This is a genomic window from Cellulomonas rhizosphaerae (genome assembly GCF_003470205.1).
GTDB lineage: Bacteria > Actinomycetota > Actinomycetes > Actinomycetales > Cellulomonadaceae > Cellulomonas > Cellulomonas rhizosphaerae.
Map to the genome: position 1 here is coordinate 23,096 of NZ_QWKP01000221.1, position 25,707 is coordinate 48,802.

23 protein-coding genes are annotated in these 25,707 nt (G+C 72.9%); 11 read left to right on the forward strand and 12 right to left on the reverse strand.

Annotated features, from left to right (window positions below):
- The first annotated feature begins 15 nt into the window (after positions 1–15).
- The 6 genes from D1825_RS16485 (at position 16) to D1825_RS16510 (ending at position 5,139) form a co-directional block, all read left to right on the forward strand.
- Positions 16–1,263 carry an endo-1,4-beta-xylanase gene (locus D1825_RS16485; RefSeq protein ID WP_118768508.1) on the forward strand — a complete coding sequence of 416 codons (1,248 nt, stop codon included), beginning with the start codon at positions 16–18 and terminating at the stop codon, positions 1,261–1,263.
- A gap of 71 nt (positions 1,264–1,334) precedes the next feature.
- Positions 1,335–1,754, forward strand: coding sequence for a hypothetical protein (locus D1825_RS16490; protein ID WP_118768509.1), 420 nt, complete (start codon positions 1,335–1,337; stop codon positions 1,752–1,754).
- Positions 1,755–1,761: 7 nt separating this feature from the next.
- The gene (locus D1825_RS16495) at positions 1,762–2,055 is read left to right on the forward strand and encodes a hypothetical protein (RefSeq protein WP_118768510.1); all 294 of its coding nucleotides are present in this window, start codon (positions 1,762–1,764) and stop codon (positions 2,053–2,055) included.
- Positions 2,025–4,064 carry a DNA/RNA non-specific endonuclease gene (locus tag D1825_RS16500; RefSeq protein ID WP_138067701.1) on the forward strand — a complete coding sequence of 680 codons (2,040 nt, stop codon included), beginning with the start codon at positions 2,025–2,027 and terminating at the stop codon, positions 4,062–4,064. Before D1825_RS16495 ends, D1825_RS16500 begins: the two co-directional genes overlap by 31 nt.
- Positions 4,045–4,500, forward strand: coding sequence for a hypothetical protein (locus D1825_RS16505; protein ID WP_118768512.1), 456 nt, complete (start codon positions 4,045–4,047; stop codon positions 4,498–4,500). Before D1825_RS16500 ends, D1825_RS16505 begins: the two co-directional genes overlap by 20 nt.
- Positions 4,501–4,530: 30 nt before the next feature.
- Entirely contained in the window at positions 4,531–5,139 is a 609-nt protein-coding gene (locus D1825_RS16510) for a TetR/AcrR family transcriptional regulator (RefSeq protein ID WP_118768513.1), read from the forward strand.
- Here the strand turns inward: D1825_RS16510 and D1825_RS16515 are convergent.
- From D1825_RS16515 to D1825_RS16545, 7 genes are all read right to left on the reverse strand, one after another.
- Positions 5,136–7,373 (reverse strand): aryl-beta-d-glycosidase, encoded by a 2,238-nt coding sequence (locus tag D1825_RS16515; protein WP_118768514.1) that lies wholly within the window; start codon positions 7,371–7,373, stop codon positions 5,136–5,138. The two genes, D1825_RS16510 and D1825_RS16515, sit on opposite strands and share 4 nt — an antisense overlap.
- A gap of 67 nt (positions 7,374–7,440) precedes the next feature.
- Entirely contained in the window at positions 7,441–8,061 is a 621-nt protein-coding gene (locus D1825_RS16520) for a DUF4190 domain-containing protein (protein ID WP_233549953.1), read from the reverse strand.
- Positions 8,054–8,884, reverse strand: coding sequence for a DUF4190 domain-containing protein (locus D1825_RS18745; protein ID WP_118768515.1), 831 nt, complete (start codon positions 8,882–8,884; stop codon positions 8,054–8,056). Before D1825_RS18745 ends, D1825_RS16520 begins: the two co-directional genes overlap by 8 nt.
- A gap of 28 nt (positions 8,885–8,912) precedes the next feature.
- Entirely contained in the window at positions 8,913–9,704 is a 792-nt protein-coding gene (locus D1825_RS16530) for an exodeoxyribonuclease III (protein ID WP_118768516.1), read from the reverse strand.
- A 221-nt stretch (positions 9,705–9,925) separates the two neighbouring features.
- Positions 9,926–11,449: a glycerol kinase GlpK gene (glpK, locus tag D1825_RS16535; protein ID WP_118768517.1), complete on the reverse strand. Its 1,524-nt coding sequence runs from the start codon at positions 11,447–11,449 to the stop codon at positions 9,926–9,928.
- A gap of 104 nt (positions 11,450–11,553) precedes the next feature.
- Positions 11,554–12,306, reverse strand: a complete 753-nt coding sequence (locus tag D1825_RS16540; protein ID WP_118768560.1) for an MIP/aquaporin family protein — start codon at positions 12,304–12,306, stop codon at positions 11,554–11,556.
- A gap of 81 nt (positions 12,307–12,387) precedes the next feature.
- Complete coding sequence (locus tag D1825_RS16545) at positions 12,388–14,199, reverse strand: glycerol-3-phosphate dehydrogenase/oxidase (protein ID WP_118768518.1); 1,812 nt, start codon at positions 14,197–14,199, stop codon at positions 12,388–12,390.
- A 120-nt stretch (positions 14,200–14,319) separates the two neighbouring features.
- Here D1825_RS16545 and D1825_RS16550 point away from each other — a divergent pair, with 120 nt between their 5' ends.
- Positions 14,320–15,309: a sugar-binding transcriptional regulator gene (locus D1825_RS16550; RefSeq protein ID WP_118768519.1), complete on the forward strand. Its 990-nt coding sequence runs from the start codon at positions 14,320–14,322 to the stop codon at positions 15,307–15,309.
- A 3-nt stretch (positions 15,310–15,312) separates the two neighbouring features.
- On the opposite strand, the gene uca is transcribed toward D1825_RS16550, so the two are convergent.
- Genes uca through D1825_RS16565 form a run of 3 tightly spaced genes read right to left on the reverse strand, consistent with a single transcriptional unit; the run spans position 15,313 to position 20,338 of the window.
- Positions 15,313–18,894 (reverse strand): urea carboxylase, encoded by a 3,582-nt coding sequence (gene uca, locus D1825_RS16555; protein ID WP_118768520.1) that lies wholly within the window; start codon positions 18,892–18,894, stop codon positions 15,313–15,315.
- The gene (locus D1825_RS16560; protein ID WP_118768521.1) at positions 18,891–19,490 is read right to left on the reverse strand and encodes an urea amidolyase associated protein UAAP2; all 600 of its coding nucleotides are present in this window, start codon (positions 19,488–19,490) and stop codon (positions 18,891–18,893) included. Before D1825_RS16560 ends, uca begins: the two co-directional genes overlap by 4 nt.
- Positions 19,487–20,338: an urea amidolyase associated protein UAAP1 gene (locus tag D1825_RS16565; RefSeq protein ID WP_118768522.1), complete on the reverse strand. Its 852-nt coding sequence runs from the start codon at positions 20,336–20,338 to the stop codon at positions 19,487–19,489. Before D1825_RS16565 ends, D1825_RS16560 begins: the two co-directional genes overlap by 4 nt.
- Before the next feature lie 112 nt (positions 20,339–20,450).
- On the opposite strand from D1825_RS16565, the gene D1825_RS16570 reads away from it, so the two are divergent.
- The 3 genes from D1825_RS16570 to D1825_RS16580 all read left to right on the forward strand — a co-directional run bounded on the left by D1825_RS16570 (position 20,451) and on the right by D1825_RS16580 (position 23,409).
- Positions 20,451–21,083 carry a TetR/AcrR family transcriptional regulator gene (locus tag D1825_RS16570; RefSeq protein ID WP_118768523.1) on the forward strand — a complete coding sequence of 211 codons (633 nt, stop codon included), beginning with the start codon at positions 20,451–20,453 and terminating at the stop codon, positions 21,081–21,083.
- Positions 21,084–21,270: 187 nt separating this feature from the next.
- Positions 21,271–22,788 carry a sodium:solute symporter family protein gene (locus D1825_RS16575; RefSeq protein WP_118768524.1) on the forward strand — a complete coding sequence of 506 codons (1,518 nt, stop codon included), beginning with the start codon at positions 21,271–21,273 and terminating at the stop codon, positions 22,786–22,788.
- 111 nt (positions 22,789–22,899) lie between these two features.
- Positions 22,900–23,409, forward strand: a complete 510-nt coding sequence (locus D1825_RS16580) for an amino-acid N-acetyltransferase (RefSeq protein WP_118768525.1) — start codon at positions 22,900–22,902, stop codon at positions 23,407–23,409.
- 154 nt (positions 23,410–23,563) lie between these two features.
- Here the strand turns inward: D1825_RS16580 and D1825_RS16585 are convergent, their stop codons facing one another.
- Both D1825_RS16585 and D1825_RS16590 read right to left on the reverse strand, forming a co-directional pair.
- Positions 23,564–23,917 (reverse strand): cupin domain-containing protein, encoded by a 354-nt coding sequence (locus tag D1825_RS16585; RefSeq protein WP_118768526.1) that lies wholly within the window; start codon positions 23,915–23,917, stop codon positions 23,564–23,566.
- A 131-nt stretch (positions 23,918–24,048) separates the two neighbouring features.
- Positions 24,049–24,957, reverse strand: coding sequence for an HhH-GPD family protein (locus tag D1825_RS16590; protein WP_118768527.1), 909 nt, complete (start codon positions 24,955–24,957; stop codon positions 24,049–24,051).
- A 125-nt stretch (positions 24,958–25,082) separates the two neighbouring features.
- Here D1825_RS16590 and D1825_RS16595 point away from each other — a divergent pair, with 125 nt between their 5' ends.
- Positions 25,083–25,700, forward strand: a complete 618-nt coding sequence (locus D1825_RS16595; protein ID WP_118768528.1) for a hypothetical protein — start codon at positions 25,083–25,085, stop codon at positions 25,698–25,700.
- Positions 25,701–25,707: the final 7 nt, after the last annotated feature.

The window sequence follows — 25,707 nt, forward strand, 5'->3', positions numbered from 1 at the left end:
GAAGAGGTGTCCCCCATGACGTACGCGCATCGGCTCGGAACCTGCGAGGTGACCGTCCTGCGAGCGGACGGGACGCCGGCCGCCGGATGCCCCGTGACGGTCGAGCAGGTCCGGCACGCGTTCGGGTTCGGCAACATCGGGTTCGACCTGATCGCGCTCGCGAACGGTGAGGACCGCGCGCCCGACGGGGTGTTCGGCGGCGCGTCGGCCGAGCACGGCGCGCACCTCGCCGCCCTGTGGCTCGACCTGTTCGACACCGCGACGCTGCCGTTCTACTGGGCCGGCTACGAGCCCGTGCGCGGGACGCCGGACACGGCCCGGCTGCAGCGCGCCGCGCGGTGGTTCGTCGAGCGCGGCGTGCGGGTCAAGGGCCACCCCCTCGTCTGGCACACGCTCACGCCGCCGTGGCTGTCCGCGGTTCCCGACGACGAGGTCGAGGAGGTGCTCCGGGCGCGCGTCACGCGCGAGGTCGGTGACTTCGCCGGGCTCGTCGACCAGTGGGACGCGATCAACGAGGTCGTGATCCTGCCGGTGTTCACCGCGGAGGAGAACGCCGTCACGCGCCTCGCTCAGCGCCTCGGGCGCGTGGAGATGGTGCGCCTCGCGTTCTCGTCGGCCCGCGCGGCCGACCCCACGGCGCGGCTCGTGCTCAACGACTTCGACCTCGGCCCCGACTACGAGCGCCTCGTCGAGGAGTGCCTGGCCGCCGGCATCGCGATCGACGCGATCGGGCTGCAGACCCACATGCACCAGGGCTACCGCGGCGAGGACCAGGTGCTGGCGATCGTCGACCGGTTCGCGCGTTTCGGCCTCCCGCTGCAGCTGACGGAGACCACCTTGCTGTCCGGCGACCTCATGCCCGCGCACATCGTCGACCTCAACGACTACCAGGTGCCCTCGTGGCCATCGACGCCGGCGGGCGAGGCGCGGCAGGCCGATGAGGTCGTGCGGCACTACCGCTCGCTCGTCGGGCACCCGGCCGTCGAGTCGATCACCTACTGGGGGCTGACCGACGAGGGCAGCTGGCTCGGTGCGCCGGCAGGGCTCGTCCGCGCCGACGGGACGCCCAAGGCCGCGTACGACGCGCTGCACGGGCTGGTGCGCGGCGAGTGGTGGATGGCGCCGACCTCGATGCGGACCGACGAGGCGGGGCGGCTCGTCGTGCGCGGGTACGCGGGCGACTACCGGCTCACGGTCCCGCACGGCCCGACCGCCGACCTCGCGGTCACCGCCGCAGGCTCGTCGGCCACGCTCACCCTCTGACCGGGACGAACCGGGCGCGCGCCGGCGGGGTCGCTGGCATCATGGGGCGCACCGGACGGGGGAGGTCACGCGTGGGGCTCGCGGAGCAGCAGGAGCAGGTCGAGGTGGTGGTGCGCCGGTTCGCGGCGATCGCGCCGGCCGGCTGGGCACGCCTGGTCGGCAGCTGGGAGGCCACGGGGTCCGACGAGGTCACGCTCAACTGGATCACCACGGCCGTGGTGAACGGCGGCGACCGCTGGCTGTACGGCCAGGTCGGCTACGACGAGCCCCTGTACGACGCGGTCGCGCGGCTGAACCAGCTCTCCGCCGAGCCCGGCCCGCGCTGGACCACGCTCGACCTGACGGTCGACGCGGACGGCTCGTTCCGGCTGACCCCCGGCTACGAGCCCCCCAAGCGCAGCCAGGGCATCCACGACGAGGAGTCGCTCGGGCGCTTCGAGCGGTACCTCGACACCTGGGTCGCCGAGCACGGCGCCGTCCCGGGGGCGTGAGGTCCCCGTGGCCGACGAGATCCCCAACCCCTACCTGGCAGCGATCCGCAGCCGGCGCGGCCTGGCGGTCCCGGTGGCCGCGGACCTGCGGGACGACCTCGACGCGGTCGTGCGCGCGATGGACGCCGGCGCGTGGGTCAGCAGCGCCGCCGACGACTTCTACACCGACCTCACGGGCCACCGGCGCAGCGTGACCACGGCGTCCGACGGCGCGATCGCCACGTTCGACGACGCGATCCGCCGCCAGCCGGAGAAGGTCGAGCCCGGCGCGTGGCAGACCCGCTGGCGGAACCTGCGGTGAGCGTCGCGTCGATCGACCTCGCGCAGATGGTCGCGCTCGTGCGCGCGCTCGAGGACGCGTCCCACGACGTGACGTCGCACGCGTCGTCGCTGCAGTCGGGGCTCGAGGGCGTGATGCTCGGCTCGGAGGACCTGCGCCGGCTCGACGCGGTGCGCTCGTGGATCGACGGGCAGCTGCCCGGGGTGCGGAGGCGGCTCGCGCTGGCCCGCCACATCGAGGCGCAGACCCCCGGGATCCAGGGGTACGTGCAGCTCGACGAGTCCACGCTGCCGACGACCACCCCGGCCGAGGCGCGCGAGCTCGCGGACCGCGCCGCGAAGCTCATCGACGAGTACGGCGACGGCGAGGACCTGCCCGCCGAGCTCGTCGACCTGCTGACCCAGAACGGCTCCGACCCGTACTTCGCCTACCAGCTGGCGACGCACGTCTCGCCGGAGGACGTCGCCGACCTCGTGATCGACGCCTCGAGCACACGCCGGGTGCTCGCGCAGAACAGCTTGGGCTCGGACATCGACGACGTCGAGAAGTTCGACGAGGCGTACGAGGCGCTGCTCGACGGTCTGGGGACGACGTTCGGCACCGCGACGCAGGGGACCGGCGACCAGTCGCTGCCCGCCGGGTACGCCACGCAGTGGTCGTCGGCCATCACCGACGACAACCCGGCCACGCTCGGGCAGGCCAGCGCGCTCGGGCTGGTCCTCTCGCGCGGGACGTTCTCGGCCGACTTCATCACCACCGTCGCGAACGACGTCTACGACTACGAGCGCCAGGTCGACACGCGGGACATGTGGTACGAGCGCTCTCACTCGTTGGGCGAGCCGTTCGGTGCGGTCGACCCGGTGCAGGGTGACGACGAGGGCGCCCCCACCGGGTACACCGACTACTACGACCCGTTGGCCGGGATCCTCGCGGCGGTCGGGCGGACGCCGGAGGCCGCGCACAGCCTGTTCGGCACCGGCGAGGTCATCACGATCGAGGGCGGCGGGAAGTCGGCGAGCGTCAACGGCTTCCTCGACTACGTGCTCGCGCGGCGGCGCTGGCCGGTCGACGACGGCGCGGGCTCGAACGCCGCCATCGCCGCGGCGATCACGCCGTTCGAGGGCGGCGACACGATCAGCGCGGACATCGCGGCCGACGCACGCGAGGTCTTCGACATCAAGGCCGCGGAGATCGAGGAGCGTCGCAAGGACTCCAACCCGTTCTCCGACATCGGGCACCTCGTCTTCGACGGCCTGGGTCTCATCCCGGTGGTCGGGGAGCCGGCCGACGCGATCAACGCGATCTGGTACGCCGCCGAGGGCAACGCCGTCGACGCGGCCCTCTCGTCCGCCTCGCTCATCCCGTTCCTCGGGTGGGGAGCCGCGGGCGGCAAGTGGGCGCGACGCGCGCTGACCGCGGAGGACATCGCGACCTTCGCGGCGCGCGGCATCGACATCGACAAGCTCCGCTCCCTGGACGCGACCCTCGAGGTCGTCGCCAGGGCCGACGGGGTGCCGATCCCGCACCTGAAGTTCGACGACCTGGAGGCCTTCAACCGGGCCGCGAACGTGCCCCACCCGAACGCGATCTACGAGTACAAGGGCGTGGCGTGGGAGACCGACGCGCTCGGCCGCCCCAGCAGCGTCAGCGGGAAGCTCAACCTGGGCGACGGCGGCCGGAACAGCGACCTGACCGCGGAGATCGGCAAGGAGGGCCTCCCGCACGACATCGGGTTCCACCTCATCGCCGACTCGCTGGGTGGCCCGACCAACCGGCTCAACGTGCTCCCGGGGAACGGCAAGCCGTACGACGGCCTGACGAACCTCAACCAGGGGCAGTGGGCGAGCATGGAGCGCAAGATCCGCAAGGCTCTGCGCGGTGAGACGCCCGGCAACGTCGAGATCCACATCGAGCCGATCTACTACGACACGAACGTCTCCACCCGCCCGAACGAATTCGTCGTCAATCTGAAGATCGACGGTGACACCTTCGAGTACGAATGGATCAACGATGCCCAACCACCCCGGTGAGAACGCGACCGTCACGCTCGACGGCGAGCAGCAGGCGCTCGTCGAGCAGATCGCCCGGAGCTACGCCGGCGCCGCCCCCGCGGGGTGGCTGCGCATCGTGTCGCGCCAGGAGTGCTCGGTCGCCGGGGACTCCGCCGGCATCGCCAACGTGCGGGTCGTCATCGTCGAGACCGCGGACGGTCTGGAGCAGCAGGACTACCGCCCGCCGCGCGACCTGCACCGCCAGACCGGTGACCTGCTGCGCGGCCTCGCGGCCGCATCGCCGACCGGGGTGATCGTGTTCCTGCTGGTCGTCGACCGGGGCGGCAGCCACACCGTGACCGTGACGCAGGACGAGGCGCGCGTGCTGGTCGGGACGCGCGACGAGACGTCGTCCCGTCCGGTGCACGACTACCTCGAGCGGCACCGCGAGGAGCTCATCGCGCTGCTGGGCTGAGTCGACGCCTGCGGGTGACATGCTTTCGCCATGTCCACCGAGGTGCCCCGAACCGGCTACGCGAAGGGGCGCGCCACGCGCGAGGACATCCTCGACGAGGCCATGAAGCTGTTCGGCGAGGTCGGCTACCGCACCGCGTCCCTGCGCGAGGTGGCCTCCCGCGTGGGCATCTCCCACCCGGGCCTCATGCACCACTTCGCGAACAAGGCCGTGCTGCTCGCGGCGGTGCTCGAGCGGCGCGACGAGATCGACGGGCTCGCCCTGCAGGCGGACCTCGACGAGGGGCTCGACTTCTTCGCGGCGCTCGCGCAGGTCGCCGCCCGGAACGCGTCGCGGCCCGGGATCGTCGAGCTGTTCGTCAACCTCTCGGCCGAGGCGACCGCGGTCGACCACCCCGCGCACGCCTACTTCCAGCGCCGCTACGCCGACCTGCTCGCGAAGGCGACCACGGCCTTCGTCGCGCTGCGGGATGCCGGGCGGCTGCGCGCCGACGTCGACCCGCGCACCGCCGCGCGGCAGACGATCGCGACGATGGACGGGCTGCAGGTGCAGTGGCTGCTCGAGGTCGACGGTGGCGGCGAGCGCGTGGACATGTCCGCCGCGCTCGCCGCGCTGCACCACAGCTTCCTGGTCGGCTAGCTCCCGGCGCGCGCCTGCTCGACCAGCCGGTCGAGGGCCTGACGGTCGAAGCCGGCCAGCCCGAAGTCCGCGATCGTGAGGGCGGGCATCTCGAGCATCATCGCCTGCATGGTGTCGTCGATCGTGACCCCTGCAGGCGGCACGAGCGCCGCTTGCAGCAGCGGCCCGCCCACGGGGTGCGCGAACCACTCGGCGACCGTGGACATGGCCTCGAGCGGGCCCCACGTGGGCTCGCCCTCGACCTCGAGCTCGACGCTGTCGCGCAGGTCGCGCGACGAGGCGCCGACCTCGACGACGAACGTCCCGCCCTCGACCACCCAGCGGTGCAGCCCGGGGTGCCAGTAGGACAGCGCGCGGGAGTCGAGCGCGATCGCGACCTCCTGCGAGGCGCCCGGCTCGAGCACCACCTTGGCGAAGCCCTTGAGCTCGCGCACGGGGCGCAGGACCGCGGCCTCGGGGTCGCGGACGTAGACCTGCACGACCTCGGCGCCTGCGCGGTCGCCCGTGTTGGTGACGGTGACGCGCACGTCCACGGCCGCGTCGGAGCCCGTGCCCGAGACGGTCGCCGCGACGTCGGAGTACGCGAAGGTCGTGTACGACAGGCCGTGGCCGAACGGGTAGGCGACGTCGAGCTCGCGAGCGTCGTACCAGCGGTAGCCCACGAGCACGCCCTCGCCGTAGCGGACGTGGCCCGCCTCGCCCGGGAAGTTGCCGAACGCGGGGGTGTCCGTGATCCGGTGGGGGATCGTCTCGGTGAGCCGGCCCGACGGCGTGCGCGTGCCGCGCAGCAGGTCCGCCACCGCGCTGCCGCCGGCCTGGCCGCCGAGCCAGGTCTCGAGGATCGCCGCGGCGTGCCCGCGCCAGGGCACGGAGACCGCCGAGCCGTTGGCGAGCACGACGACGACGCGCGGGTTGACCGCCGCGACGGCCTCGAGCAGCGCCACCTGGTTGTCCGGCAGGCCGAGGCGCGGCCGGTCGTAGCCCTCGGACTCGTCGGGCCCGGGCAGCCCGAGGAACACGACGACCGTCGCGGCCTCGCGCGCCGCGGCGACGGCGGCCGCGCGCAGGGCCTCGTCGTCGCCCTCGGGACCGCCCGCGATCGTGAAGCCGGGCTCGAACGGGACGTCGCCGAGCGCGTCGAGCGCGGTGTCGAGGCGCGTGGGGTTGACCTGCGACGAGCCGGCGCCCTGGTAGCGGGGCGTGCGGGCGAACTCGCCGACGACGAGGAAATCGCCCGTCAGCGGGAGCAGCGGGGTGCCGTCGACCGGATCGTTCTTGAGCAGCACCGAGCCGTCCGCCGCGGCCTCGCGGGCCAGCGCGTGGTGCTCGTCGACGTCGAACGTGTCCTGGCTGCGCACGCCGGGCAGCGAGCGCTCGACGAGTCGCAGCACCCGGCGGACGGCGACGTCGAGCACGGCCTCGTCCAGCGTCCCGGCGCGCACGGCGGCGACGACCTCGTCGTCGGGCCGCGACCCGGCCGACGGCATCTGGAGGTCGAGGCCCGCGGTCAGCGCGGGCACGCGGTCGTGGACCGCTCCCCAGTCGGACACCACCAGGCCCTCGAAGGCCCACTCGTCGCGCAGCAGCTCGGTCAGCAGCCAGTGGTTCTCGGACGCGTACGTGTCGTTGACCTTGTTGTACGAGCACATCACGGTCCACGGCTGGGCATTGGTGACGATCGCCTCGAACGCCGGCAGGTAGATCTCTCGCAGCGTGCGCTCGTCGATGTCGGCGGAGACGCGCATGCGGTCGGTCTCCTGGTTGTTGGCCGCGAAGTGCTTGAGCGAGGTGCCCACGCCCTGGCTCTGGATGCCGGCCACGATCGCCGTGCCGAGCACGCCCGCGACGAACGGGTCCTCGGAGACGTACTCGAAGTTGCGCCCGCACAGCGGCGTGCGCTTGATGTTGACGCCCGGGCCGAGCAGCACGGCCACGTCGTTGGCGCGCGTCTCGCGGCCGAGCGCCTCACCCACGCGGTGCAGCAGGGCGGGGTCCCACGTCGAGCCGAGCGCGGCCGCGGGCGGGAAGCAGGTCGCGGGGACGGAGGCGCCTAGCCCGAGGTGGTCGGCGTCCTCCGCCTGCTTGCGCAGGCCGTGCGGGCCGTCGGTCACCATGACCGCCGGGACGCCGGCGCGGTCGACGCCCTGCGTGTGCCAGAAGTCGGAGCCCGACGTCAGGGACGCCTTCTCCTCCAGCGTGAGACCGGCCAGGACGTGTTCGACGTCGAACACCATGCGGCACCTCCTCGTGCGAACTGCGGATCCCGCCAGGGTAGCGCAATACCTACCACGCGGTAAGGGGCTAGGGGGTGCGAACGAGGCAGAGCCCGGTGCGGTCTCCCGAGTCCCAGCCGTCCTTCGTCGGCGCCCAGGTCACGATCGTCGCGCCCACCGACTGCTCCTCCTCGGTGAGCACGCAGGCGCGGGCGACGCGCGCGTCGGCGCCGTCCTGGCCGGGCCACACGGCGTCCTCGTCGAAGTCGTACTCCGAGGAGACTCGGGCCTCGTGGTCCTGCGCGCAGGGCACGACCCGGACGGAGTCGACGGTGCCGTCCGCGGGCAGCGTGGCCAGGCAGTTGCCGACGACGAGCTGGCTCACGTGCGCGTTGCGCGGCTCGCTCACGTCGGACGGCAGCGGCCGGGTCTGGACGAGCGTCACGACGAGCACGACGACGAGGATCGTCCAGCCGATCGTCGCCAGGATGCCCAGGACGATGCCGGTGATCGCGAACCCTCGTCCTCGCGTGCCGCGCTTCGTGGTGCGGTAGAGCCCGACGAGCCCGAGGGCGAGCGCCACCGGGCCGAGCGCGAGCAGGCCCGTGACCAGCGCGGCGACCGAGACGCCGTCGGTGCCCGGGCGGGGCTGCTGGTCCCAGCCCGGCGCGTAGTACGCCTCGGGGTAGGCGGCCTGGGGGTCAGACACCGACGTCGAACCCCGGGACCACCTGGGCCGTGGTGCTCACGTCGTCGACGTCCCACTGGAAGTCGGGGTCGTCGGGGTGGTTGGCCGCGAACACGATGCCGAAGATGATCAGCGCGGCGAACGCGAGCAGCAGCACGGTGCCGATGGCCCCGACGATGACACCCGCGATGGCCAGGCCGCGGCCGTCCGCGCCCGTCTTCTTGATGCGGCGCAGCGACGCGATCCCGAGCCCGAGGCCCACCGGGCACGGGACGGCGGCGAACACCGTCAGCCCGACCGCGCTCGTGACGAGCGAGGCGATCGCGAGCCCGTCGGTCTTGCGGGGCGGGCCGTAGACCCCCGGGCCGTACGCGGCCGAGCCGTAGCCCGGGGCCACGGGCTGGCCGGGGCCGTACGTCGGCGCTCCGTACTGGGGTGCCCCGTACTGGGGGGCGCCGTACGGGGGCGCTCCGTAGGGCGACTGCGGAGGCGGCGGGTACTGCTGCCCCTGTCCCTGCCCGTAGGGCGAGGTCGGCGCGGGTTGGCCGTAGGCGGGCTGCCCGTACTGACCCTGCCCGTACTGGCCCTGCTGGCCCGGCGCGGGATGCCCGTACGCAGGCTGCCCAGCTGCGGGCTGACCAAAGGGCTGCTGCCCGTACGGCAGCTGCCCGCCGTCGCGCTCGCCGTCCGCCGGCGGGGGCGGCGGGAGCACGGCCTCGTACCCGCTCGGCGGCGGCGCGGCCGGCATCCCGGAGGCCGCCGGGCGCTCGGGCTCGGGCTGCTTGGCCAGCGAGGGCGGGGCGAACGGGTTCGGCTCGGGCGACTCGCCGCGGTCGGAGCTCATGACGGCAACCTACCGAACCCGGGGCCGCTCAGTCGGCCAGTTCGAGGATGACCGGCACGTGGTCCGACGGCTGCTTGCCCTTGCGCTCGTTGCGCTCGATCGTCACGCCCTGCACGCGGGCGGCCAGGGCGGGGGAGGCGTAGGTCAGGTCGATGCGCATGCCCATGTTCTTGGGGAAGCGCAGCTGCTGGTAGTCCCAGTAGGTGTAGGTGTGCTCGGCGGGGATGTGCTCGCGCGAGACCTCGGTGAACCCCGCGGACGCGAACGCCGTGAACGCGTCGCGCTCGGCGGGCGTCACGTGCGTGCGGCCCGCGAAGAAGCCCATGTCCCACACGTCGGTGTCGAGCGGTGCGATGTTCCAGTCGCCGACGAGCGCGACCTGCGCCTCCGGATCCTTCTCGAGCCAGCCGCCGGCGGTCTCCTTCAGCCGCGCGAGCCACTCGAGCTTGTACGCGTAGTGCGGGTCGTCGATCTCGCGGCCGTTCGGCACGTACAGGCTCCAGACGCGCACGCCGTTGCACGTCGCGCCGATCGCCCGCGCCTCCGCGGCGGCCGGGTCGCCCCACGTGGGCATGCCCTCGAAGCCGATCTCGACGTCCTCGATGCCGACCTTGGAGGCGATCGCGACGCCGTTCCACTGGCTGAACCCGCTGGTCACGACCTCGTAGCCGAGCGCCTCGAACTCCGCGCGCGGGAACTGCTCGTCCTTGCACTTGGTCTCCTGCAGCGCGAGCACGTCCACCCCCGTGCGCTCGAGGAACGCCAGGGCGCGGTCGGTGCGGGCACGGATCGAGTTGATGTTCCACGTGGCGACGAGCATGCGCCCACGCTACCGACATCCACCCACACCCCACGCCCCGCCCGCCCCTGCCGCGTCCCCCCGCGCCCGCACCCCGCCGCCGAGACCGTGACCCGCGGGTGAGACCGTCACCTGCGGGTAACGGTCTCACCGGGGAGTGACGGTCTCGAGGGTGGGGAGGCGGGGACGACGAAGGCCGCCCCCCGAGGCGGGGGAGCGGCCCTCGTCGTGAACCGGGAGGGTCAGGACACGTCGTCGTCGACCCAGTCGAAGGTCTTCGTCACGGCCTTCTTCCACAGCCGGTACTGACGGTCGCGCTCGTCGTCCTCCATGGACGGCTCCCAGCGCTTGTCCTCGGCCCAGTTGTCGATGACGTCCTGCTCGCCGGACCAGAACCCGACCGCGATGCCGGCCGCGTAGGCGGCGCCGAGCGCGGTGGTCTCGGCGACCTTCGGCCGGACGACCGGGACGCCGAGGATGTCGGCCTGGAACTGCATGAGCAGCTCGTCCTGGACCATGCCGCCGTCGACCTTGAGCTCGGTGAGGTCCACGCCCGAGTCGGCGTTCATGGCGTCGAGCACCTCGCGGGTCTGGAAGGCCGTGGCCTCCAGGGCGGCCCGCGCGATGTGGCCCTTGTTGACGAACCGGGTGAGCCCGACGAGCGCACCGCGGGCGTCCGAGCGCCAGTACGGCGCGAACAGGCCCGAGAACGCGGGCACGAAGTACGCACCGCCGTTGTCGTCGACCGTCTTCGCGAGCTCCTCGATCTCCGGGGCGGAGGAGATGATGCCCAGGTTGTCGCGCAGCCACTGCACCAACGAGCCCGAGACGGCGATCGAGCCCTCGAGCGCGTAGACGGCGTCCTGGTCGCCGATCTTGTAGCAGACCGTCGTCAGCAGGCCGTTCTTCGACGGGATCGGCTTCGTGCCCGTGTTGAGGAGCATGAAGTTTCCGGTGCCGTAGGTGTTCTTGGCGTGGCCCACCTCGAAGCAGGCCTGGCCGAACGTGGCCGCCTGCTGGTCGCCGAGGATGCCCGCGATGGGGACGCCGGCCAGGAGGCCGCCCTCGCGGCCGTTGCCGTAGACCTCGGACGACGAGCGGATCTCCGGGAGCATCGAGAGGGGGATGCCCATCTCGCCGGCGATCTCCTCGTTCCACGAGAGCGTGTCGAGGTTCATCAGCATGGTGCGCGACGCGTTGGTCACGTCAGTGACGTGGATGCCGCCCTCGACACCACCCGTCATGTTCCACAGCACCCACGAGTCGGTGTTGCCGAACGCCAGGTCGCCGGCCTCCGCTGCCTCGCGGGCGCCGTCGACGTTGTCGAGGATCCAGCGCACCTTCGGACCGGAGAAGTAGGTGGCCAGGGGGAGGCCGACCTTCTCCTTGTAGCGGTCCGCGCCGCCGCCGAGCGCACCGAGCTCGTCGGCGATCTTCTGCGTGCGCGTGTCCTGCCACACGATCGCGTTGTAGACCGGCTCGCCGGTCTTGCGGTTCCAGACGACCGCGGTCTCGCGCTGGTTCGTGATCCCGACCGCGACGATGTTGCGCGCCGTGAGGTTGGCCTTGGTCAGGGCCAGGCCGACGACCTCGCGGACGTTGACCCAGATCTCCGCGGCGTCGTGCTCCACCCAGCCGGCGCGCGGGAAGATCTGCTCGTGCTCCTTCTGCCCGGTCGCGACGATCTGTCCGCCGTGGTCGAAGATGATCGCCCGGCTGCTGGTCGTGCCCTGGTCGATCGCGAGGACGTACTTGCTGTCCGCCATGGTGGCTTCCTCCGTGTGAATGGTCTGCTGGGGGCCGGACGAGCCGCGCGGCTGCCCTGCGGCGCGGCCCGTCCGGGTCGATCAGTGGTGCGGGTGCGAGCGGGTCAGAACACGTACGCGTTGGCCAGGAGACCGGCGAGCACGCCACCGACGATCGGGCCGAGCACGGGGACCCAGGAGTAGGCCCAGTCGCTGCCGCCCTTGCCCTTGATGGGCAGGACGAAGTGCGCGATGCGCGGGCCGAGGTCACGTGCAGGGTTGATCGCGTAGCCGGTGGGACCACCGAGCGAGGCGCCGATGCCGACCACGAGCAGTGCGACCGCGAGCGGCCCGAGACCCGAGGGCGTCCCCCCGAACGCCAGGACCACGAAGACCAGCACGAACGTCGCGATGACCTCGGTGACGAAGTTCCACGCGTAGGAGCGCAGCTCCGGGCCGGTGGAGAACACGGCCAGCTTGATGCCGGGCTCGGCGTCCTCGTCGAAGTGCTTCTTGTAGGCCAGGAACGCGAGGACGGCACCGATGAACGCGCCGATCATCTGGGCCAGGAAGTACCAGAGCGCGTTGCCGAACGTCGGCAGGATCGATGCGGTGACGACACCGTTGGGACCGGTGACGCTGTAGAACGGCTGGTCGGACGTCCAGAGTCCGACGGTCACGGCCGGGTTGAGGTGCGCGCCCGACTTGAAGGCGACGTACACGCCGGCGAACACGGCAAGGCCCCAGCCGAAGTTGATGAGCAACCAGCCCCCACCGAAGCCCTTCGTCTTCGGCAGGATCACGTTCGCGACCACTCCGGCACCCATCAGGATCAGCATCGCTGTTCCCAGGATCTCGGAGACGAACGCGTGAGACATCAGTGTGTTCACTGAGCTATCCCTTCTGTACGGACGACGTTGTCACGTGCACCCCGCGCACCGGGCGCGGGGGGTCTTTGGTCAGGTCCCTGCGGGCCCCGAGGTTCCCTTGCCGGCCGGCGAGCCGGGCTTCTCCCCGGCGCCGACGTGCTTGCCGAGGTCGCGCATCGGCGCGAGATCGGCGGCTTCGAGGCGGACCTGCTCGGCGCTCACGTCGTCGGGCTGGGCCGCCGCGGCGTCCTCCGCCTCGGCGCGTGAGCGGTAGGCCGCGATCTCGTCGGCGCGCGTCGTCGCGTCCCAGCCCAGGACCGGGGCGACGAGGTCCGCGATCTCCTCGAGCGCGCCCACGCCCTTGTCCGCCTGCTCGTAGTTGAGCCGCGTGCGGTGCATGAGGATGTCGTCCAGGTGCAGCGCGCCCTCGTGGCTGGCGGCGTAGACGACCTCGGCGCCGATGTAGGCGCTCGCGTGCTCGAGGGGCTTGGCCAGGTCCGGGTTGGCGTCGCACAGATCGATGAGCTCGCCGAGCAGCGACCCGTAGCGGTGCAGCAGGTGGTCCATGCGCGGGCGGTCCCAGTCGTACTTGGCGCCGATCGCGCGCGCCTGACGCTGGAAGACCCGCAGGCCCTCGGCGCCGACGAGCTGCACCTCGTGCGTGATCGACGGGAGCGACGTGGCACGCGAGCCGATCGCGAAGTCCACCGCGTCCTTGGCCATCACGCGGTAGGTGGTCAGCTTGCCTCCCGCGATGACCGTCAGGCCCGGGGTGGGGGAGGCAACGGTGTGCTCGCGGGAGACCTTGGCCGACGAGGTGCCCTCCTTGGTGCCCGGCTGCAGCAGCGGTCGCAGGCCGGCCCACGTGCCGATGATGTCCTCGCGCGTGATCGGCCGGCTGAGCACCGCGTTGGCGTGCTCCATGACGTAGTCGATGTCCGCACTCGTGGCCACGGGGTGGGTGAGCTCCTGCTCCCACGGGGTGTCCGTGGTGCCGATGACCCAGTAGCGCGACCACGGGATGATGAACAGGACCGACTTCTCGGTCTGCAGGATCAGCCCCACGTCGCCGGCGATCCGCGAGCGCGGCACGACGATGTGGATCCCCTTGCTGGCCAGCACCTTGAGGCCGCCCTCGGAGCCCGCGAGCGACTCGGTCGCCTCGGTCCACACGCCCGTCGCGTTGATGACGTGCCGGGCCCGGACGTCGAAGTGCTCGCCCGTCTCGAGGTCGACGAGCTCGGCGCCGGTGACCGCGCCCCCGCTCGTCGTGTGCAGGTTGACGAGCTGCGTGCGGCTCGCGGCGTGCGCGCCGTAGCTCACGGCGGTGCGGACGAGGGTCTCGACGAGGCGCGCGTCGTCGACGCTCGCGTCCCAGTAGCGCACCGCGCCGATCGCGGCGTCGTGGCGCAGGTCGGGGAACAGGCGCTCCATGCCCTTGCGGGACAGGTGCCGGTGGATGGGCAGCGCGCGCTTGCCGCCGTTGACCGAGGCGAGCGTGTCGTACAGCGCGACGCCCGCGCCGACGTAGGCCCGCTCCCACACCCGGTTCTCGAGCGGGTAGAGGAAGCTGACGGGCTTGACCAGGTGGGGCGCGAGCCGGTTGATGAGCAGGTCGCGCTCGGTCAGGGCCTCGCGCACCAGGTGGAAGTCGAGCATCTGCAGGTAGCGCAGGCCGCCGTGCACGAGCTTCGACGAGCGCGACGACGTGCCGGACGCCCAGTCCTGGGCCTCGACGATGGCCGTCGAGAGCCCGCGCGTGACGGCGTCGACGGCGACTCCTGCGCCGGTGACGCCACCGCCGATCACCAGCACGTCGAGCTCGTCCTCGCGAGCCGCGCTGCCGCGCAGGGCGGCGAGCGCGTCGGTCCGAGCCTGGGCGGTGAGCGGTGCGGTCCTCATGGGTCGATCTCTCCTCAGGTGCGCGATCTGCGGGGTTCGCGCGAGCCGTGTCTGGTGGCTATCGTCGTCAGGTCCGAACAGATGCGCAACCGGGACGCACAAACGTGCACAGGAGGAGCCATGGAGTTCGACCGCGAGCAGGACATGCTCCGCGCGGCGTCCATGTACTACCTGCAGGACCTCAAGATGGAGGTCATCGCGCGGCACCTGGGCACGTCCCGCTCGACGGTGTCCCGGATGCTCAAGCAGGCGCGGGCGTCCGGCCTGGTCGAGATCAACCTGCGCCCGTCCAGCACGCGCGCCCCCGGCCTGGGCCGTTCGGTCGCCGCTGCGTTCGGGATCGACTCCTACGTCGTCCCTGTCCCGGACTCCGCGAGCCATCTCGAGCGGCTCACGCAGGTCTCGATGACCGCCGCGCGGCTGCTCTCGTCGTGGTTCGACTCGGACATGGTGATGGGCGTCGCGTGGGGGACGACGCTCGCCTCGGTCTCGCGCTTCCTCGTCCCGAAGCCCACCCGCGGCGCGGCGGTGGTGCAGCTCAACGGTGCCGCCAACATGCGCACGAGCGGGGTCGAGTACGCCTCGGACCTCATCTCGTCGTTCGGCACCGCGTTCGGCGCCGCGGTGCACCATTTCTCGGTACCGGCGTTCTTCGACTACCCGGACACCAAGGCGGCGATGTGGCGGGAGCGCTCCGTACGCCGCGTGCTCGACATGCAGGAGCGTGCGGACATCGCCGTCTTCTCGGTCGGGGCCGTCGCGGGGGCGGTCCCGTCGCACGTCTACTCGGCGGGTTACCTCGACGACGCGGACATCGAGGTCCTGCGCGACGAGGGCGTCGTCGGCGACGTCTGCACCGTGTTCCTGCGGGCGGACGGGTCGTGGCAGGACATCGCCGTCAACACCCGGGCCACCGGGCCGGACCCCCACCAGCTCGAGCACGTGCCGCGCCGGTTGTGCGTCGTGGCGGGCGACAACAAGGTCGCGCCGCTGCTCGCCGCCCTGCGCGCCGGGGTCGTCACGGACCTCGTGGTCGACGAGATCACGGCCGGGCTGCTGCTCGAGCAGGTCGAGCAGGCCCGGCCGCACCGGTCGCGCACCCGGGCCTGACCCCTACGCCGCGGTGGTCACCGCCTCCGGCTCGACGATGACGAGAACCTGACCGGGGCCGACCTGGTCGCCGGGCGTGACGACCACCTCGAGCACGGTCCCCGAGACGGTCGCGGTGACGGGCGCCTCCATCTTCATCGCCTCGAGCGCCAGCAGCTGCTGGCCGCGCACCACCCGGTCGCCCGGGCGGGTGTCGACGCGGAAGACGGTCGCCACGAACGGCGCCTCGACGCCCTCGCACCCGTCGGGCACGGCGACCCCGGGGCCGGCGGACGGTGGAGCGTCGGGCTCGGCGCGCCGGTCGAACTCGCCCGCGGCCTCCCACGCGTCCCGCTCGGCCCCGAACGCGCGGGCCTGCTGCGTGCGGAAGGCGTCGATCGACGCGGCGTTGTCGGCGAGGAACCGCTCGTGCTCGGCGATCGAGAACGTCCCCTCGTCGATCCGCACGTCCAGGCGACCGGCGGCCATGTCGGCGCGCATGTCGAGCAGCTCGTCGGCGCCGACCGGGTACCAGCTGATGGTGTCGAAGAACCGCAGCAGCCAGGGCGTGCCCGGCTCGAACGGCCTGCGACGCGCGTGGGTGTCCCAGACCTGGATGGTCCGCCCGACGAACTGGTAGCCGCCGGGACCTTCCATGCCGTAGATGCACAGGTAGGCCCCGCCGATGCCGACCGCGTTCTGCGGCGTCCAGGTGCGCGCCGGGTTGTACTTGGTGGTGACCAGGCGGTGCCGCGGGTCCAGCGGGGTGGCCACAGGAGCGCCGAGGTAGACGTCGCCCAGGCCCATGACCAGGTACTGCGCGTCGAACACGGTCCGGTAGACGTCGTCGACGGATCCCAGCCCGTTGATCCGCCGGATGAACTCGATGTTCCACGGGCACCACGGGGCGTCGTCGCGCACGCCCGCCATGTAGCGCTCGATGGCCTCGCGCGTGGCGGGGTCGTCCCAGCTGAGCGGCAGGTGGACCGTGCGGCTCGGCACGACGAGGTCGGTGGTCGCCGGCAGCGTGTCCTCGATCTCGCGCACCAGGTCGAGCGCGGTGCGCAGCGGCAGGCGGTCCGGGTCGACGTGCAGCTGCAGCGACCGGATGCCGGGCGTGAGGTCGACGATGCCGCGCAGCCCGTCGTGGTCGACGCGGGCCTGGACCTCCTGCGCGAGGGCGTGCACGCGCATGCGGGAGGCGAGGTCGAGCGTCATCGCGCCGTACTCGACGAGCAGGTTGTCGTCGCCGCTGCGGCGGTAGGTGACGCCGCTCTCGTGGCGGGCCAGGATGCCGCCGTCGGTGTGCGCCGCGCGGGAGACCAGCGGGATCGCCTGCGGGCGGCGGCGGAGCTCGTCGGCCCCCGCCTCGTCGACCGGGACGAACCGCACGCTGTCGCCGGGGCGCAGCTGCCCGAGCTTCCAGAGCTGGCCGAGCGCGACCGTGGCGGGGCACGTGAAGCCGCCGAGCGACGGGCCGTCGGGTCCGAGGAGGATCGGCAGGTCGCCGGTGTAGTCGACCGCGCCCACGGCGTACGGGGTGTCGTGGATGTTGGACGGGTGCAGGCCGGCCTCGCCGCCGTCGGGCCTGGCCCAGGTCGGCTTGGGGCCGACGAGGCGCACGCCCGTGCGCGCCGAGTTGAAGTGCACCGCCCACGTCGAGGCGTAGAACTCGGCGACGTCGTCGGGCGTGAAGAACTCGGGAGCCGCGTGCGGACCCTCGAGCGCGCCGATCGCCCACGAGCTGGTGATGTCCGGGCGGTCGTCGAGCGGGACGGCGCGCGGCCGGGTCGGGCCGGAGGGGGCGACCGTGAGCAGGTCGCCCGGCCGCAGCGGCAGGCCCGTGGTGCCGCCGATCTTGCCCAGGTCGAAGGTGGCGGCCGAGCCCAGGACCAGCGGCACGTCCAGGCCTCCGCGCACCAGCACGTACGTGCGCATCCCCGCCGTCGGGGCGCCGATCGCGAGCACGCCGCCGGGCGGGACATCGACCGGCTCCCACTGCGGGACGGGCCGGTCGTCGATCGTGACCGGCGCAGGGGCTCCCGCGACCAGGACCGTCGCACCGGTGACGAACCGCAGCTCCGGCCCGGCCATCGTGCACTCCAGGCCGGGCGCGCCCTCGGGGTTGCCGAGCGCGACGTTGCCGAGGCGGAAGGACAGGTCGTCCATCGGACCCGACGGCGGGATGCCGACGTGCCACAGACCCGTGCGGCCCGGCCAGTCCTGGATGGTGGTGAGCAGGCCCGCACGCAGGACGTCGACGCGCGGCGTCTCGTCGTGCAGGTGGGCGAGCGTGCCCGTGTGGTGCAGCGCGGCCGCGACGGCGGGCGCGTGCACGATCGTGCGCAGCAGGCCCAGGTTGGTGGCGATGCCGCCCAGGCGCGTGACCGCCAGGGCGTCGCCGAGCGCGGCCCACGCCGCCGCTCGGTCGTCGCCCGCGGTGATGACCTTGGCCAGCAGGGGGTCGTAGTGCGTCGACACCTCGGTCCCGGGCTCGACCCACGCGTCGACGCGCGCGCTCGCGGGCGGCTCGAACGCGACGACCGTGCCCGCGCTGGGCAGGTGGTCGCGGTCCGGGTTCTCGGCGTAGACGCGCGCCTCGACGGCAGCCCCTCGCGCGACGAGCGGGGTGTCGACGACGGAGGCGTCGCCCTGCGCGAGCCGGATCATCCAGGCGACGAGGTCGACGCCGTAGACGGCCTCGGTGACGGGGTGCTCGACCTGCAGGCGGGTGTTCACCTCGAGGAAGGCAGCCTCCTCGCGCTCGGCGTCGTAGACGTACTCGACGGTGCCCGCGGAGCGGTAGTCGACCGACTCGGCCAGGGTCCGGGCCGCGGTGGCGATCTGCGCGCGGACCTCGTCGGGCAGACCGGGTGCCGGCGCCTCCTCGACGACCTTCTGGTGGCGGCGCTGCAGCGAGCAGTCGCGGTCACCGAGCGTGACGACGCGGCCCAGCCCGTCACCGAACACCTGCACCTCGACGTGACGGGCCGCGGTGATGAGCCGCTCCAGGTACACGCCTGCCGAGCCGAAGGCGGCGCCCGCCGTGCGACGGACCGCCTCCCACGCGGCGACGAGCTCGTCGGGCCCGGCGCAGGCGCGCATGCCGATGCCGCCACCGCCCGCGGTCGCCTTGAGCATGACCGGGAACCCGATCGACTCGGCCGCGGCGAGCGCCTCCTCGAGGGAGTCGAGCAGGCCGGTGCCGGCGAGCATGGGCATCCGCACCGCACGGGCGGCGTCCCGCGCGGTGTGCTTCGCCCCGAACAGCTCGAGCTGCGCGGGCGTCGGGCCGACGAAGGCCACCCCTGCCGCCTCCGCGGCGCGGGCGAAGTCGGCGTTCTCCGAGAGGAACCCGTAACCGGGGTGCACGGCCCCGGCGCCGGTGGCCGCGGCGGCCTCGAGGATGACGTCCGCGCGCAGGTAGGACTGCGTGGCGGGGGCCGGGCCGAGCCGGACGGCCGTGTCGGCGAGGTGCACGTGCGCGGCGCCCGCGTCGGCGTCGGAGTAGACCGCGACGGTGCGCAGGCCGAGCTCCTTGGCGGTGCGCAGGATGCGGACCGCGATCTCGCCGCGGTTGGCGACCAGCAGGGTGTCGAAGGTCATCGGGTCACGACCATCCGGACGGGCGTCGGGTCGAACCCGTTGCAGGGGTTGTTGATCTGCGGGCAGTTGCTGACGACGACGAGCACGTCGCGCTCGGCGCGCAGGGACAGCGACAGGCCGGGCGCGGAGATGCCGTCGACGATCCCGAGCGCGCCGTCCGGGTCCACGGGCACGTTCATGTACCAGTTGATGTTCGAGACCAGGTCGCGCTTGCCCAGGCCATGCCTGCCGCCCTCGACGAGGAAGTTCTCGACGCACGCGTGCTGCGCCCACGTGTGCTGGCCGTAGCGCAACGTGTTCGACTCCTTCGAGCACGCGCCGCCGAGGGTGTCGTGGCGCCCGACCTCGTCGGCGACGACCGTCATCAGCGGGCCGTACTCGCAGTCGCGCAGGATCGAGCCCGTGGTCAGGAACACGGAGTCCTGCCCCTGGATGGTGTCCGGCGCGCTGTAGCGCAGGCTCGGGTCGGCGGCGTCGAAGACGAGGAAGTCGACGGCCTGGTTGCCGCCGAGGTCGATGATCGTCAGCACCTCGCCCGCGTGGACCACCGCGGACCAGGGGGCGCGGGCGGGGACGACGGTGTCGATCAGGCTCATGCGATCCCCCGGGCGGTGAGGTCGGTGACGGTGTTGACGAAGGCGCGGCGGCCCTCGGGGGTGGCGGTCCAGAGCTCGTCGGTGTCGGCCGTCGGCTCCCCGCGCCAGGCCACGACCTCGAGCGGTGTGCTCGTGAACGGGCGCGGGTCGAGCGGGTGGGCCGTGTTCGCGACGAGCAGCAGCAGCGGCACCTCGGCGCGCAGCGTGATCGCGGCGCCCGCTCCGGCCGAGCCCTCGAACACCGGGCGCCCCTCGTCGTCGACGCGGACACCCTGGAAGAACGAGATGCTCGGCGGCAGGTCGCGGCGGGCCAGGTCGTGCTTCGCGGCGGCGAGGGCGAACAGCTCCCGGCCGGCCGGGCTCTCGCCGTGGGCGGCGCCGTCGCCGTAGCGCTCCTCGTTGCGCGCCCTCGTCGTCGTGCCGTACAGCGCGTCCTGGCGGCCGGAGGTGTCGCCGACGATGCTCGCCAGGACCCTGCCCTGGTCGCTGAGCAGCAGGTGCCCGGCCGTCAGGTAGACCTGCCACTGGACCTTGACCGTGTCCGCGACGTTGAGGCGCTCCCACGGGCGGTCGAGGCGGTAGGCCAGGACGTGAGCGCACGCGTCGCCGACCAGGTCCGTGAGCATGACGTGCGTGCCGCGCGCCACGGCGAGGTGCGTGTACCCGCCTCCCGCGACGACCTCGGCGTGCACCATCGCGGTGGCGTCGATCCCCTCGGGCGGGGCGGGCCAGGCGGAGGCGGGGCGGGTGGGTTGCGTGGGGGTCGCGTCGAGCGCGGCCGCCTCCTGGGCCCGGGCGTGGGCGCGTGCCCCGGCCGTGGTGCCGGTCCCCGTGCAGGTGGTCGTCATGGCGTCCTCGATTTCTGTCGACTGACAGAAACAGCGTCGGCGCCCGAGGTTCCGCGGCCGTCACCCGGAGGTAAACCTTGTGTAACGCGGGCCCTGGTACGTTCGGCTGGCTATGGCACGCAGACCCGGTCGACCGCGCGCGAGCGGCGACCCGCACGGCGAGCGGGACACCCGCCAGGACGTGCTCGACGCCGCCGCGGCCCTCTTCTGCTCGGTCGGGTTCACCTCCACGAGCACGCGCGCCATCGCCGACGCCGCCGGTGTCCGGCAGGCCTCGATCTACCACCACTTCGCCGGCAAGGACGCGATCCTGCTCGAGCTGCTGCTCGGTACGGTCCAGCCGTCGCTCGAGCTCGCCGACGCGCTCGTCGCCGCACCCGAGCCCGCGCCCGCCCGGCTGTGGTCGCTCGTGCACGCCGACGTCGCGCTGCTCGCGGGCGGCCCGGTCAACCTCGGGGTCCTCTACGTGCTGCCCGAGGTCGCGGCCGAGCAGTTCGCGCCGTTCCACGTGCTGCGGGCCCGGCTGCGGGCGCGCTACTCGGAGCTGGCCGACGCCGCCGCGGCACGGAGCGAGGCCGACGACCGCGGGGCCCTCGTCCTCGGCCTCGTCGAGTCGGTGATCCTGCGTCGCCGTGACACGCCGGACCTCGACGTCCCGGTCGTCCAGCGCTCGGTCGCCGACGCCGTCCTGCGCCTGATCGGCTGCACCCCGACGCAGATCGCCGCCGCCTCGACGCCCTCCTGATCGGGCGGGCGCGGGTCGCGCGCGCGGGGGCGCGGGTGACGCGAGTGCTGCAGGCGCGGATTTAACACAAGCGTTTCGTGCGCGCCTCCGGCCCGACACGGCTCGGGTGGTCAATGAACCTGTCGGCCGACAGAAACTCGGCCGCTTCGTCCGTCCCCCCTGGCCCGCCTCTCCCCTCGGAGCCTCCATGATCATCGCCGGAGTCGGTCTGTCCGTCCTCGCCGTCGTCCTCGTCGGCATCTTCGTCGCGCGCAAGGTGGACGGCGACAGCGCCAACTACCTCGTCGCGGGCCGGCGCCTGGGGGTGCCGCTCGTCGCGGCCTCGCTCATGGCCGCGGCCGTCGACTCCAACGCGACGGTCGGCAACACCGACCTCACCGCGTCGTTCGGGTTCTGGGCCGGGGCGTCGCTCGCCCTCGGTCTGGCGCTGTGCCTGCTGCTCACGGGCCTGTTCCTGGCCAAGCCGATGAACCGCATGAAGCTGTTCACGCTCGCCGACTTCTACCGGCTGCGGTACGGGCGGGGCGTCGAGGTCGCGTCGTCGGTGTTCATGATCTTCGCGTTCGCGATCCTCATGGCCGGCAACCTCGTGGCCTGCGGGTTCCTGCTCGAGCGCTTCCTCGGCATCGACTACACCGTGGGCGTGCTCATCGCGGTCGGCCTCGTCCTGCTCTACACGATCGGCGGCGGCATGTTCTCCGACGCCTACACCGCGGCGATCCAGATCGTCATCACGATCGTCGCGACCGTCAGCCTCGTGATCTGGTTCGGCGTCACCTACGGGTTCCACGTCGACGAGGGCATGGGCCCGTTCGACCTCGAGCAGCTGACCCAGACCAGCGCCGGCGCGCCGATCAACTGGGCCACGCTCATCGCGCTCGGCATCGGCGACATCGTCGCGATCGACTTCATGCAGCGCATCTTCGCCGCGCGCAACCCCGAGACCGCCCGCCGGTCGTGCCTGACCGGCGCGGCGGGCACCGCCATCATCGGCGTCGCCTTCGCGATGGTCGCCCTGTCCGCCTCGTCGGTGCTCGGCCTGACGACGGACGCGGGCCCGATCCTGTTCCAGCTGCTCGACGACTACGCGCCCTCCGGCCTGACGGTGCTGGTGCTGTCCGGCATCGTGGCGGCGTCCTTCTCGACCGCCTCGGGCGCGATCCTCGCGACGTCGGCCGTGGCCGTGCGCAACATCTTCGGCGTCCGCCGCGTGGTGTCCGCGAAGGAGGAGGGCGTCCGCGACCCGCTGCTGCTGTGGACGCGCGTCGCGATGGTCCCGATCGTCGCGCTCGGCATCACGATCGCGCTCAAGGTCGCCCAGACCGGCATCCTGCTCACGCTCGCGTTCGACCTCATGCTCGCAGGCCTCCTCGTGCCGTTCATCCTCGGCCTGTTCTGGAAGCGCGGCGGCACCCGCGCGGCCGTCGCGGCGCTGTCGATCGGCGTCGGCGTGCGGATCGTGCTGTTCGTCCTGACGCCCACGATCTACGGCGTGCCGAACGACGTCTGGTACATCCCGAACACGCTGGTCGACGCCTCGTTCGACGGCTGGCCGACGTTCTGGGCGTTCGGCGCCTCGATCGTCGCGTACGTCGTCGCCGCCGCGATCTGGCCGCGCAGCGTCACCGAGGAGGCGTGGGCGATCGCCGACGGCATGCCCGACGAGACCGCCCCCGCTCCTCGGGAGCCGGAGCCCGCTCTCTGAGCCCCGCAGTCTGAGCACCCCAGTCTGAGCCCGCAGGACGACCGGCCCGGCGCCATCTCGGCGACCGGGCCGGTTGGCTGCTCGCGGTCGGGCCGCCGCTAGGTTGGCCCGGTGGCGACCTCAACCTTCCGCGTGCGACCCGCGCTGCCGGCCGACGTCCGCGCCATCCGTGGGCTCGTCGAGCCGTATGCCGCCGAGCGGATCCTGCTCGCCAAGGAGTGGGTCGGCTACTACGAGGCGGTGCAGGAGTTCCTGGTCGTCGAGGCCGAGGACGGCGCGGTCATCGGCTGCGGTGCGCTGCACGTGATGTGGCAGGACCTGGCCGAGATCCGCACGCTCGCGGCCGACCGTGCGTGGCGGGGAGCCGGCGTGGGGCACGCGCTGCTCGATGCGCTGCTGGTCCGGGCTCGCGAGCTGGGCCTGCGCCGCGTGTTCTGCCTGACGTTCGAGGTGCCGTTCTTCGAGGGCCACGGGTTCCACGTCATCGAGGGCACGCCGGTCACGCAGGACGTCTACCTCGAGCTGCTGCGCTCGCACGACGACGGCGTCGCCGAGTTCCTCGACCTCGCGCGCGTGAAGCCCAACACGCTGGGCAACACGCGCATGCTCATCGAGCTGTAGGCGGCTCGACCCCCGCCTGCGAGCGCCGCTCTCGCGGCCATCTCGTCGACGTCCATCTCGTGAACGCAGCTCTCGTCGCAGCGGACGCGCTGGTCAACGACGCGCGGGCTGCAACGTTCGGTGCAACCATCCGGGCACGGAGCCAGCCGCGCCGTCAGGGGAGCGGGGTGTGGTGCGTGAGGTCGAAGGTGCCGTCGGTCTCGACGACGACCGCCACCAGGTCGGTCAGCGCCCAGGTCTGGTGGTCCTCGCCCGGCTGCCAGACGACGACCGCGGCGGGCTCCACCTCGCGGCTCTCGTCGCCCGCCCCGACCCGCGCCCGGCCGCTGACGATCGCGAACGCCTGGCTCCGCACCGCCGGGTGCCGGCCTATGGTCCCGCCCGCCGCGACGCGCGCCACGTGCACCTGCGTCAACGCCCCGTCCACGGTCGGAGGCAGCGCGTCCATCACGACCCCCACGCTCGAGAACCGCTCGACGGCGTACGAGGGCATCGCGGCGATCTCCATCCCCCCATCCTGCCGCCGCGCGTCCGCCCGGGCGCCCGGGGCGGCTGACATCACGGGCATCCCGCTACATCACGGGGATCGCAACCCCCGTGATGAAGCGGAACCACCGTGCTGACCCCCGTCCGCGCTGCTCAGCGGGGGAGCGAGTACGTGGGCTCGGCGTCCGGGGACGGTGGGTCGTGGCGCGCGACGAGGCCGTCGGCGACGAGCGAGTCGACGCACCGCGCGCGCTGGGCCGCGTCCGGCCAGACCTGGTCGACCGCGTGCTGCGGCACGGGCCCGAGGGCCTCGCGGAGCAGGGCCATGATGCGGCCGCGGACCTGCCGGTCGGTGCCGGCCCAGGCCTGGGTGCGTCGGCGCGCGTGGTGCTCGTCGCCCGGGCGCCCGGCGGCGAGCCACGCGCACGACGAGGCGACCGGGCACGACTCGCACCGCGGAGCGCGGGCCGTGCACACCAGGGCGCCGAGCTCCATGGACGCGGCAGCCCAGCGCGCGGCCCCGTCGTCCGTCGCGGGGACGAGTGCCGAGGCGGTGCGGACCTCCGCGGCGGTCAGCGACGGCGCCGGCAGGGCCGAGCCGCCGACGGTGCGCGCCAGGACGCGGCGCACGTTGGTGTCGAGCACCACCGACCGCCGCCCGAACGCGAACGCCCGCACCGCGGCCGCCGTGTAGGAGCCGATGCCGGGCAGCGCGAGCAGCGCGTCCTCGTCGTCGGGCACCTCGCCGCCGTGCCGCGCGACGATCGCCCGCGCGCACTCCTGCAGCCGCAGGGCGCGGCGCGGGTAGCCGAGGCGGTCCCACGCGCGCAGCACGTCGGCGGTCGGGGCCGCGGCGAGGTCGGCGGGCGTCGGCCACGCGGACATCCAGGCGCGCCACGCGGGCTCGACGCGGACGACCGGCGTCTGCTGCAGCATCACCTCGCTGACCAGCACGCCCCACGGGGTGCGGTCGGGCGCGCGCCACGGCAGGTCCCGCGCGTGCTCGTCGAACCACGCCACGACAGTCCCGACGAGCGCGGGGTCGGCGGGGGCGGTCGGCACGGGAGCATCGTGCCCCGCCCGGCGGTCCGCGGCGAACGGATCCCGCGGCGCGCCGGTCAGGCTCGCCCGGACGGCCGCCCGCCCCTCGTACCGTGGAGACGGTCGATCGAACAAGGAGGTGGAACGTGTCCGCACCCAGGCCCGCACCCCGCCCCTCGGCGGCCGTGTACCGCCGTCGCCGGCTCGTCGTGCTCGGCATCCCGCTGCTCGTCGTCGTGCTGGTCGTCTGGCTCGTCGCGGGCCGCGGCTCGGCCGACGAGCCCTCGTCGGCCCCGAAGACGACGGCGACGACGACCACGAAGTCCACGCCGAAGGCCACCCCCAAGTCCACGCCGACCCCCACCGCCACGACCGGCGTCCCCGACTGCACGGACCTGAAGCTCAAGGTCAGCGCCGACGACGCGTCGTACGCGGCCGGCCAGAACCCCAAGCTGACCACGACGATCACGAACCAGGGCAAGGAGGCGTGCCTGGTCGACGCGGGCACGGACGAGGCCGCCCTGGTCATCACCTCGGGCGACGACCGGGTCTGGTCGAGCCAGGACTGCGCGAGCGAGGCGTCCGCGTACCGCCCGCTCCTGCTCGCCGCGGGCGAGAGCGTCAAGGACTCCGTCACGTGGAAGCGGGTGCGCTCGGAGGAGCAGTGCCCCAAGGACCTGCCGGCCCCCAAGTCGGGGACCTATGCGGCCACGTACACGCTCTCGGGCGTCAACGCGGCGCCCGAGGTCTTCACGCTCGGCTGAGCGCAGG